We start from the raw sequence: 10,624 nt of genomic DNA, 5'->3' as shown, positions 1-10,624 counted from the left end.
CAGCCGGAAGACCTCCCGTGCCAGGCCGAACCAGGTCGTCTCCCCACCGCTGGTGCCGTGGTAGACCCCGGGGGGCGCGGTTCCGGCCAGGGCGGACCGTTACGCCGTGGCCGACTCCAAGGCGTTCGTCCTGCTCATGTGCGCCCAGATCGCCCTGGACGACAAGGCCACCGCCCGCGCCCGCGAGCTGTCCGAGGCGGCCCGCGCGGAGACCCGGCGCGGCACTCCGCCGCCGCAGTTCATGGTGATGCTCAACGCGGTCGAGGCGATGGTGACGGTCGCCGAGTCGGGTCCGCTGCACGGCCTGCCGAAGCTGGTCGACACGGTCCGGGTGGCCTTGGAGCAGCGCGTCGCCGACGCGGTCCTGGCGACGCTGGTGGACTGCACGGCGGCCCTGCTGGCCGACCTCGGCGACCACGCGCGCGTGGCCAGGCTGCTCGCGGCCGCGGACCGCCGCCGCGGCGACCATCCGCGCCTGATGCCGGAGGGCGCCAGGGCCGAGCGCGCCGAGGCGGCCGCCCGCACCGCGCTGGGCGACCGCTGGCGGGCGGAGTACGTCAGCGGCGCCGCCCTCGCCGACGACGCCCTCCTCGACGACCTCGGCGAGGCCCTGCGCGTCCACCCCGCCGCCACCGGAGACCGGTCTACGAGCAGGTGAACCTCGCCTCGGCCCAGTCCGCGAGCGTCAGCGAGTCGAAGCCGCTGTTCGGCTCGACGACCAGCCGCACGATCCTGTGCCCGACGAGATTCACATGCACCGGGACCGCCGGGTCGCCGCCCTCGACCAGGCCGGACTTCCACAGCCGGACGCCGTCGGCGCGGACGGAGAAGTAGACCTTGCCGAGCCCCAGGGTCGTGTCGTCGATGCCGACCCTGGCGTCGTAGGCGGTGCAGCCGCGGTTGAGGTCGATGGTGACGGAGGACCGGCCGTGCACGGTCACGCCGTGGGTGTACTGCTTGTCGGCGATGGACAGCCCGTACCGCTGCCACACCCAGCTGCTCTCGCCGATCCGCATCTCGGGCCCGGTGCCGTCGCCGCTGACGTCGTAGGCCAGCTCGCTCCACTCGTAGACGGCGGGGGCGGGCGGGGGAGCCGGGGCCGGTGTGGGAGTGGGCGTCGGGGTCGGCGTCGGCTTCGGTGTGGGGGCGGGTTTCGACGTCGGGGAGGGCGTCGGGGTGGGCGTCGGCCGGGGTGTCGGGGTGGGCATCGGCTTCGGCGTCGGCTTCGGGGCGTTCACGGGCACGATCGCCGGCGGCTGCGGCTCGGGCGACTTCTTCGGGGGCGTGGGCTTCGGCGCCGTTGGCCGCACGACCGGGGAGGAGACGGGCGGCTTGGCGTCCGGCTTCTTGGCCGCGGGATGGCTCCCGGTGAGCGCCAGGGTCACCGCCACGCCCGCCGCGGCGACGACACCGGCGGCGATACCGATCTTCACGGGCGCGCCCAGTCCCTCGGAGGCAACGGCGCCACCGGCGCCGGCGGCCCCAGAAGAGCCGCCACTCGCCGCCGCGCCGGCACCCGCGGCACCCGCCGCGCCGGCACCGGCCCCGCCGGCGATGAGCCCGAGCGCCTTGGCGTACCCGGCGGCACCGAACCAACCGATGACCGCGACCGGCACGACTCCCGGAATCCCGCCGGCGACTTCCTTGATCTGGCCCGCGGCCAGCCGGCACTTGGCGCACTCCTCCAGGTGCTTGCGCAGCCCCCGCTCGGCCCGTGTGCGCAGACCGCCGCGGGCGTAGGCGCCGAGCCGGTCGGCGTAGCGGGCGCACTCCTCGTCGGCCACCAGGGTGGCGCTGACGTGGGCCTGCAGATAGGCCTGCTTGAGGCCCTCGCGGGCCCGGCTGGCGAGCACCCGCGTGCCGTTGGCGTCCAGCCCGAAGAGCGTCGCGACCTCGCTGGGCGACTCGTCCTCGACCTCGGTGTGCCACAGCACGGCCTGCCAGCGCTCGGGCAGCGACCGGAAGGCCTGCATCGCCATGGACTGCTCGGCCTCGTGCATGGCGCGCGCATCGGCGCCGAGGTCGAGCGCGTCGTCGTCCGAGACCTCCGAGGATCGGGCCGCCTGCGCGGCGAACACGGCGAAGTCGTCGACCAGTTGCTCCCGCCTGGCCGACTTCGTCCAGCCGGCGGCCACGCGCCGGACGGAGGTGAGCAGATACGCACGTACGGCGTGCTCGGGCCCGTGCCCGCCGCGCACCGCCTGCAGCATCCGGGCGAAGACCTCGGCGGTGAGGTCGTCCGCGGTGTGGGCGTCGCGGCAGCAGGTGCGGGCGTATCGGCGCACGGCGTCGGCATGGCGCCGGTACAGCTCCACGTAGGCCGTGTCGTCGCCCGAGCGCATCCGCTCGATCAGCTTGGCGTCGGGAGGCGGCAGCTTCGGCGGCGACGGAAGAACGCCACCGTCCTCACGTCGGTCGCGTTGTGCCGGGACGCTGCCCTCGACGGGCTCACCGCCCTGGGCCGGAATGGAGGCGCGTCCCCCCTGGCTGGGCACCTGCGGCGTACCGCCGCCCTCCGGGTCACCGTCCCCCGGTGCCCCGGCCCCGTCCCGCCCGTCAACACTCATCGAGGAAAGCCCCCGCCGCCTGCCCTACCAGTCCCGAACACCGGGTCAGCGTGCCATATTGGCTTTTGTTCAGGACCCCCCGAGGACACCCCTTCCACTCGTCCGTGGGGATTTACCGCGCAGCAGTACTAGCCCTCACCCATTCGGGGAAGGCTCAACTGACGTGCAGGGCATAGAAATTGACCGAAATGCCCGCTTTTCCGGATTGTGCTTCGGGGCACACAGGAGGCGCGGGCCGCGCAGAGCCCACGCCCCAGGGTCACCCTTTCGAGGCATACATGAGGCTGACCGGCCTAAAGGGCGCGGGGCTGTGTCGATATGCGGCTACCCCGCGTGGTCGCGACCAGGCACATACGACCCGCAGGCGCCGAACGACAGCCAGCGCTCATCACACCGGGCGAGACCGAAGCCCCTCCAGCAGAATGTCCAACAGCCGAGCCGACGCCGCAGCCTGCTGAGCCGCATCCGGCAACGAAGGCGCAGCCGTCGCGATCACCAGCAGCACATCCGACACGGACACATCGGCCCGCAGCTGACCCGCCGCCCGAGCCCGCTCCACCAGCTGCCCCACGACCTCGAGCAGCGTGGAAGCCCCGGCGTCGTCGTCCGAGGACACCCCGGAATGCGCCCCGGGAACCAACCTCAGCTCCCCGGCACCGGGCTGCGACCTCTGCTGCGGCACCCGCGCCTCGTCGAACACGGAACCGCCGTCGGTCCGCTCCTCGGCGACGCCGACCCGCAGCACCTGGGGCGGCAGCAACCGCCCCGCTCCCGACGCCACAGACGTCCGCAGGAAGCGCGACAGCGCCGACCACGGCTCGTCCTCCTGCCCGAGCGCCGCCCGGGCCTGGTCGGTCAGCCGGGACGTCTCCTCCTCGGCTATCCGCCGCACCAGGACGTCCTTGCTCGGGAACCGCCGGTACACGGTCCCCACGCCCACCCGCGCCCGCCGCGCCACGTCCTCCATCGGCGCGCCGTATCCCAGCTCGCCGAAGACCTCGCGCGCCGCACGCAGTACGTGTTCCAGATTGCGCTGTGCGTCCACGCGCAGCGGCGTCGTGCGCGAGGTGTCCCCGCGTCCGTTGCTCGCCGCAGCGCTGACCACGCCGCCCGCTGTCAGAGAAGACGCGGACGACCAATGAGAGTCCTGAACATGCATAAGCGTTCCCCCGGTAATGACGTCTCCCCCCGGAGACTCTCCCCGCCATTGGCAGCCGGAGCGTACGGAACAGCCCGTTCAACCAGCCCACCCGTCGCGGACTCGATGACCGATGAGCGCATCCCCCTACACCCCGTCGACACACGAACATAGTTGAGAGGGAGTCAATTCAGAAGGGGCAGGTTCCGCACGGAGCGCCCCCCGATCGGAGTACGGGTCGTTTACGTCCGGATTGCGCCACCCGAGCGCCCCCGGCGCACACCCACTGACCTGCACTCCTCCCGCGCACTCCGACAATCCGGCCAACTCCGGAGATCCCCGGCCCGCGGTCACACAAAATTGCCGGGGCTGTGGACAAACTCAAGTCATGGGTGCGTCATGGGATGGTGAAGGAACGTGCGCGCATTCTCGTTGTCGGTGGCGGCTATGTCGGGATGTACACGGCGCTGCGCCTGCAACGGAGGCTGAAACAGGAACTCAGGCAGGGCACCGTCGAGATCACGGTCGTCACTCCCGACCCGTACATGACCTACCAGCCGTTCCTTCCGGAAGCCGCGGCCGGTGCGATCTCCCCGCGCCACGTCGTCGTACCGCTGCGCCGCGTGCTCGACCTCTGCCACATCGTCATCGGCGAGGTCCGGTCGATCGACCACGCCAAACGCACCGCGACCCTCACCACCCTGGCCACCGAGGAGGAGGGCGCGGGCGCGGAGCAGCTGTCGTACGACGAGCTGGTCCTCGCGCCCGGCTCGATCTCCCGCACGCTCCCCATCCCCGGCCTCGCCGAGCACGCCATCGGGTTCAAGTCGGTCGAGGAGGCCATCGGCCTGCGCAACCACGTCATCGAGCAGATGGACATCGCCTCCTCCACCCGCGACCCCGCGATCCGCGACGCGGCCCTGACCTTCGTCTTCGTGGGCGGCGGATTCGCCGGCGTGGAGGCGCTGGGCGAGCTGGAGGACATGGCCCGCTACACCACGCGCTATTACCACAACGTCAAGGCCGAGGACATGAAGTGGATCCTCGTCGAGGCCTCGGACCGCATCCTGCCCGAGGTCGGCGAGGAGATGGGCCGCTACACGGTCACCGAACTGCGCCGCCGCAACATCGACGTCCGCCTGGGCACCCGCCTGGACTCCTGCGTCGACCGCATCGCCGTGCTCAGTGACGGCGCCCGCTTCCCGACCCGCACCATCGTCTGGACGGCCGGTGTCAAACCCCACCCGCTGCTCGCCGCCACCGACCTCCCGCTCACCGGGCGCGGCCGGCTGAAGTGCACTCCCGAGTTGACGATCGACGGCGTCACGCACGCGTGGGCGGCGGGAGACGCGGCGGCCGTCCCCGATGTCACCGTGGCGGAGCCCGGCAGGGAGACCGCCCCCAACGCCCAGCACGCGGTCCGCCAGGCCAGGGTCCTCGGCGACAACATCGCGCACGCACTGCGCGGCGAGCCCCTTCAGACGTACTCCCACAAGTACGTCGGCTCGGTCGCCTCCCTCGGGTTCCACCAGGGCGTGGCACACGTCTACGGGCGCAAGCTGAAGGGCTACCCTGCCTGGTTCATGCACCGCGTCTACCACCTCAGCAGGGTCCCCACCTTCAACCGCAAGGCCCGTGTGCTGGCGGAATGGACCCTCTCGGGCCTCTTCAAGCGGGAGATCGTCTCGCTCGGTTCCCTCGAACATCCCCGTGCGGAGTTCGAACTCGCGGCCGGTGGAAAGCCTCCTACCGACCCGGCGAACGACCCGAAGGGGTCGTCCTGACCGGACCCAGGAACTCCACCGACCGGGTGGGCGTCTGACGGATGTCGCCCCGGTAGGCCACACTGCCAGACTGATCCCCGCCCCAGGGCGAGCATCCGCCCGCCCTTCGACCCCAAGAGGCTCTCCCCACCGTGCTGCATCCCGGGGGCACCACCCCCCAGCTCTCCGGCCGGGACCGGCGCCGCCCCAGGGCGGCCAGGACGCCGCGCACGCCGAAGACGACGACACGAGGCAAGGATTCGTGAACTTCACGCGCTGGAGCGCCCGGCTCCCCGGAACGCAGCGCCGCGCCGCAGCGCGGACCGACCACCCGGTCACCCCCGACCGGCAGCCGGAGACCGCGAGCTCGGTCCCCGCGGCCCGCGCCGAACAGCTCACCGACGAGCTCCCGCACCTGCCCGCCGTGGACGAACTCCCCGTCCGTGAGGTCCTGGACCGCGTCCCGGCCCTGGTCGCCCTCCTCCATGGCCCCGACCACCGCGTCGCCTACATCAACGACGCCTACACGGCGGCCTTCGGCATCCGCCCCCTCGGCGAACCCACCCGCGACTCCCTCCCCGAACTCGACGAACTGGGCCTGCTGCCGCTTCTCGACCAGGTCCTGCGCAGCGGCAAGCCCCGCACCCTCAAGTCCCGCAAGGCCCCCGACGGCCGCTCCTACACCTTCACCTGCACCCCGGTGACGGAAGGCGACCACGCGGGCGTGCTGGTCTTCGCCACGGACGTCACCGACCACGCCGAGGCCGCCGAACGCCTCCGCGCCAGCGAACGCCGCCAGCGCGAGACAGCCGTGACCCTCCAGCGCTCCCTCCTCCCCCAGGTCCTGGAGGAACCCGACGACCTGCGCATCGCCGCCACCTACCAGCCCGGCGGCACCGAGACCGCGGTCGGCGGCGACTGGTACGACGTCATCACCCTCGGCGGCGGCCGCACCGCGCTCGTCATCGGCGACGTCATGGGCAGAGGCGTACGGGCGGCGGCGGTCATGGGCCAACTCCGCACCGCGGTCCGCGCGTACGCCCGCCTCGACCTCCCCCCGCACGAGGTCCTCCAGCTCCTCGACGGCCTCGCCGCCGAGATCGACGCCAACCAGATCGCCACCTGCGTGTACGCCATCCACGACCCGAACGAGGTCCGTCTGGTGTACGCCTCGGCCGGCCACCTCCCGATCCTGGTCCGCGACGAGACAGGCGCCGTCCAGCGCGCCGACGAACCGACCGGCCCGCCGCTCGGCACCGGCGGCTGGATGCACGCGTCGGGCTCGATCCCGCTCGGCCCCGGCTCCACCGCCGTCCTCTACACGGACGGCCTGGTCGAGCGCCGCGACGCCGACCTGGACGAGGGCATCGCGGCCCTGGAGGCAGCCCTCTCCGGCGCCACGGGCACGCCCCAGGTCGTCTGCGACCGCCTGGTCCGCTCGGCGGGCGTGACGGCCGACCACGACGACGACGTGGCCGTCCTGGTCCTCCAGCACCCGGCCCGTACCGGCCCCGAGAGCGAACTCTTCCGCAACGCCGCCCTGGAACTCCTCGGCGGCATCGAAGCGGCCCCGCGCGCGCGTGCCTTCGCCTCCGGCGTCCTGACGAGCTGGCGCTTCCCGCCCGACCTCCACGACCTCGGCGTCCTCGCGGCCAGCGAGCTGGTCGCCAACTCCCTCCAGCACGGCACCCCGCCCATGCGCCTGCGGCTGCGCCGCACCGACCGCCGCCTGCTCATCGAGGTGACGGACGGCGACGACCACCTCCCGCGCCGACGCCGCGCCGAACCGGGCGACGAGTCGGGCCGGGGCATCGCCATCGTCGCGACGATCGCCTCCAACTGGGGTTCCCGCCGCACGCCCGGCGGCGGCAAGGCCGTGTGGTGCGAATTCGTCCTGCCGAAAGGCTCGCCCTGACAGATCCCCGGTGCTAGTAGCTCTTCATGGCAGACGAACCGGGCTTCCAGCTCACAGGCACCGCACCCGAACGCTACGAGCAGTACGTCGCGCCCATCATGGCGCCCTTCGTCACCGCACTCCTGGACGCCGTCGACCTCTACCCCGGCGCCACCGTCCTCGACCTCGCCTGCGGCACCGGGTTCGCCGCCCGCGCGGCAGCCGCCCAGGCCGGCCCCACGGGCAGGGTCTTCGGCGCCGACGTGAACGAGGGCATGCTCAGGATCGCCACGGCCCACCACCCCCGCCACTACCCCGACATCGAGTTCACGACAGCCTCGGCCGACGACCTCCCCTACCCCGACGCCGCCTTCGACGCGGTCGTCTGCCAACAAGGCGCCCAGTTCTTCCCCGACCTCACGGCGGCCCTCACGGAAGCAGCCCGGGTCACCCGTCCCCACGGCCACTTCGCCGCCACGACCTGGGCCCCCACAGCCCTCACCAGTCCCTACTTCTCGGCCCAGCACACGGTCATCAAGGAGTACGGCGGCCCCGAAGCGGCGGCCTCCTACGCCGCCGCCTTCTCCTGTACGGCGGACCACCTCACCACATCCCTCCGCACGGCCGGCTTCCACGACGCCAAGGCCCACGAACTCACCTTCGGCATCGCCCTCCCCCCACTCGCCGACTTCGCCCCCGGCCACCTCTCGGTCCTGCCCTGGGCCCAGCAGATCCTCGACAAGGAGGGCCCGGAAGCCCTCACAGCCGCCGGCGAGACCCTCACCGCCCTCCTGACCGCCCACGGCACGGAGACCTTCACCTTCACCGCGACCCTGACCACAGCCACCCGCTGACCCTCCCCGCCCGCACGCCGAAGGGCGGCCGCCACCAAAGATGACGACCGCCCTTCGCAGGCACCCCGGCTCAGGCCTCCGCGACCACCGGCTCCGCAGCGGCCCCACCCCGGGCAACCACGCGGCTCCTCCCGGCCCACGGCTGATCCTGTACGGCGGTCAGCCGCCGCCCGAGCCGCAGCGCGAGGAAGGTGATCCCCAGCGAGAACAGCAGAAACGTCACGATGTACGGCGCGTGCAGCGAGGCCCCCATGGGCCCGCCCACCGCCGGCCCCACGGCCAGCGCGAGCTGCTTCACCAGGGCGAAGGCCGAGTTGTACTGCCCGGCCATCCCGCTCGGCGCCAGATCGGCGACCAGCGGAGCCACCGTCGGCGACAACATCGCCTCACCCAGCCCGAACAGCGCGTACGTCGACACGAACGCCGCCGTCGCCATCTCCTGACTGACGTGCCCGAGGCCGGCACAACCCGCCGCGACCCACGCGACGGCCCAGATCAGGCCGACCCCGGCGATCACCCGCGACCGCCTCCGCCGCTCGACGAACCTCAGCACGGCGAACTGCGCCACGACGATCATCAGCGTGTTGGCGGCCAGCGCGCTCCCCAGCGCGGACGTGGAGATCCCGGCCGCCTCGACCCCGTACGCACTCAGCCCGGACTCGAACTGGCCGTAGCAGGCGAAGAACAGCACGAAGCCCAGCACGGACAGCTGCACCATCGCCCGGTTGTTCAGCAGCTGCTTCCAGCTGCCCTTGGCGGACTGCGCGGGCGCGCCCTCCATCCGCGGTGAGTGCGGCATCCGCACGGTCGTCATCACGACGGCCAGCAGCAGGAAGATCGCCGCCTCGATGGAGAACAGCAGGGTGAAGGAGTCGACGCGCGTAGAGTCGACGAGATGGCCGCCGATGAGCCCGCCGACGCCCAGCCCCAGGTTCTGCAGGAAGAACTGCGTCGCGAAGGCACGTGAGCGTGTGTCGGCGGTCGAGCAGTCCACGATCATCGTCGCGAGCGCGGGCTGCATGACGGCCTGCCCGGCGCCCAGCGCCGCGGCCGACAGCAGGACGGTCGTCGCATTGTTCGCCAGCCCCAGGCTCAGCGCCCCGAGGGCGGCGGTGACCAGGGCGGCGAGCAGGACCGGCAGCGGGCCGCGCCGGACGATGGCCCGCCCGGCGAACGGCAGCACGATCAACGCGGCCACGGCGAAGACGGCGAGGACGAGCCCCGCCGTCACCGCCCCCAGCCCCCGCACCTGCGCCACATAGACGTACAGATACGGGACGGTGAAGCCGAGCCCGAACGCGCTGAGTGCGTTGCCCACGTGGATCCGGCGCATCGCTGCGCCCATCGCCCTGGTCACGTTCACCTCTCTCAGGTAGTTGGAGTGCCTCAGTACTTAGAACCGAAGACTTCAAAGCTAAAGTTCGAAGCTAAACGGTACACCTGGAAGAACTTCAACGCCAACGACCCCCATGCCATACTTCGCCCATGGGCGACACCCCCGGCACCCTCGGCGAACCGAGCCTCGAAGAGCAGATCGCCGCCTACCAGCGCGAGTTCCGGGACCTGGACCCCCAGGTCGAGAAGATCGTCTCGGCACTGTCCCGCCTGAACCGCCGTATGAACGTCGCCTACGGCCGCCAGACCGCCGCCCTCGGCATCAGCAACGCCGAGTGGGAGGTCCTCAAGGCCCTCGTCCTCTCCGGCGCTCCCTACCGCATGGGCCCGAGCGACCTCGCCAAGCGGCTCGGCCTCACGCCGGCCGCGATGACCCACCGGATCGACCGCATGCTCGCCGAGGGACTGGTGACCCGGGAGCGGGACGAGACGAATCGCGTCCGGGTGATCGTCGAGCTGACCGCGGAGGGACGTGAGAAGTGGCTGGAGGCGATGAGGCTTGCCACGGTCTTCGAGGAGGACCTGCTCCAGGACCTCTCGGCCGAGGAGCGCACGGGCCTGGGCGACGTCCTCACCCGCCTTCTGCGCAGGGTGGAGCACGCGCAGCCGGACGCGGGCGGACGCCTCAGCGACCTGGACTAAAAGATCTTGACAGAGGGCGCTTGACAGCGCTCCGCCGGATCCGTAAAGTTCTTCGGGTTGCCACGGGGCCGTAACGGTCCCTCGGCAACACCTCCCGCCGCGTAAGCGGCAACCCAAACCATCAGCATGATCTCCCGAACGGGTTGATTTCGGCGTGCCCGAATTCAATTCGATTGGGGCTCGGCGGCCCGATTGGGAATCGCCGAGAGAATCCGCTAAGGTTTGAGACGTCGGAACGGCCCAACAGCCGGGAAGACAACCCCCTCTGACTGGGAATCAGACGCCGAAAGGATCTGATAGAGTCGGAAACGCAAGACCGAAGGGAAGCGCCCGGAGGAAAGCCCGAGAGGGTGAGTACAAAGGAAGCGTCC

The 10,624-nt window shown here is 71.5% G+C and carries 8 protein-coding genes and 1 pseudogene; 5 read left to right on the top strand and 4 right to left on the bottom strand.

Annotation, left to right across the window (positions count from 1 at the left end):
• A pseudogene (locus ACWC09_RS51360) lies at window positions 1-99 on the bottom strand (dTDP-4-dehydrorhamnose reductase); the annotation flags it as partial.
• Window positions 100-106: 7 nt separating this feature from the next.
• Here ACWC09_RS51360 and ACWC09_RS51355 point away from each other — a divergent pair.
• On the top strand, window positions 107-658 hold the full coding sequence (locus tag ACWC09_RS51355) for a hypothetical protein (protein WP_450859080.1): 552 nt from the start codon (window positions 107-109) through the stop codon (window positions 656-658).
• Here the strand turns inward: ACWC09_RS51355 and ACWC09_RS51350 are convergent.
• Window positions 645-2,567, bottom strand: a complete 1,923-nt coding sequence (locus ACWC09_RS51350) for a sigma-70 family RNA polymerase sigma factor (RefSeq protein WP_450859078.1) — start codon at window positions 2,565-2,567, stop codon at window positions 645-647. The two genes, ACWC09_RS51355 and ACWC09_RS51350, sit on opposite strands and share 14 nt — an antisense overlap.
• Before the next feature lie 388 nt (window positions 2,568-2,955).
• On the bottom strand, window positions 2,956-3,726 hold the full coding sequence (locus ACWC09_RS51345; RefSeq protein WP_450859076.1) for a TetR/AcrR family transcriptional regulator: 771 nt from the start codon (window positions 3,724-3,726) through the stop codon (window positions 2,956-2,958).
• Between the two features lie 383 nt (window positions 3,727-4,109).
• Here ACWC09_RS51345 and ACWC09_RS51340 point away from each other — a divergent pair, with 383 nt between their 5' ends.
• The 3 genes from ACWC09_RS51340 to ACWC09_RS51330 all read left to right on the top strand — a co-directional run bounded on the left by ACWC09_RS51340 (window position 4,110) and on the right by ACWC09_RS51330 (window position 8,216).
• Window positions 4,110-5,489, top strand: a complete 1,380-nt coding sequence (locus ACWC09_RS51340) for an NAD(P)/FAD-dependent oxidoreductase (protein ID WP_450859074.1) — start codon at window positions 4,110-4,112, stop codon at window positions 5,487-5,489.
• Window positions 5,490-5,730: 241 nt separating this feature from the next.
• Window positions 5,731-7,383 carry an ATP-binding SpoIIE family protein phosphatase gene (locus ACWC09_RS51335; protein ID WP_450859072.1) on the top strand — a complete coding sequence of 551 codons (1,653 nt, stop codon included), beginning with the start codon at window positions 5,731-5,733 and terminating at the stop codon, window positions 7,381-7,383.
• Between the two features lie 26 nt (window positions 7,384-7,409).
• The gene (locus tag ACWC09_RS51330; RefSeq protein ID WP_450859070.1) at window positions 7,410-8,216 is read left to right on the top strand and encodes a class I SAM-dependent methyltransferase; all 807 of its coding nucleotides are present in this window, start codon (window positions 7,410-7,412) and stop codon (window positions 8,214-8,216) included.
• Between the two features lie 70 nt (window positions 8,217-8,286).
• Here the strand turns inward: ACWC09_RS51330 and ACWC09_RS51325 are convergent, their stop codons facing one another.
• Window positions 8,287-9,549, bottom strand: a complete 1,263-nt coding sequence (locus tag ACWC09_RS51325; RefSeq protein ID WP_450859081.1) for an MFS transporter — start codon at window positions 9,547-9,549, stop codon at window positions 8,287-8,289.
• 152 nt (window positions 9,550-9,701) lie between these two features.
• On the opposite strand from ACWC09_RS51325, the gene ACWC09_RS51320 reads away from it, so the two are divergent.
• The gene (locus ACWC09_RS51320) at window positions 9,702-10,253 is read left to right on the top strand and encodes a MarR family winged helix-turn-helix transcriptional regulator (RefSeq protein ID WP_450859069.1); all 552 of its coding nucleotides are present in this window, start codon (window positions 9,702-9,704) and stop codon (window positions 10,251-10,253) included.
• Window positions 10,254-10,624 lie beyond the last annotated feature (371 nt).

This window comes from Streptomyces sp. NPDC001617, from assembly GCF_053596855.1.
Note: the sequence above shows the minus strand (reverse complement) of the source record. Positions and strands in the feature narration are given on the sequence as shown.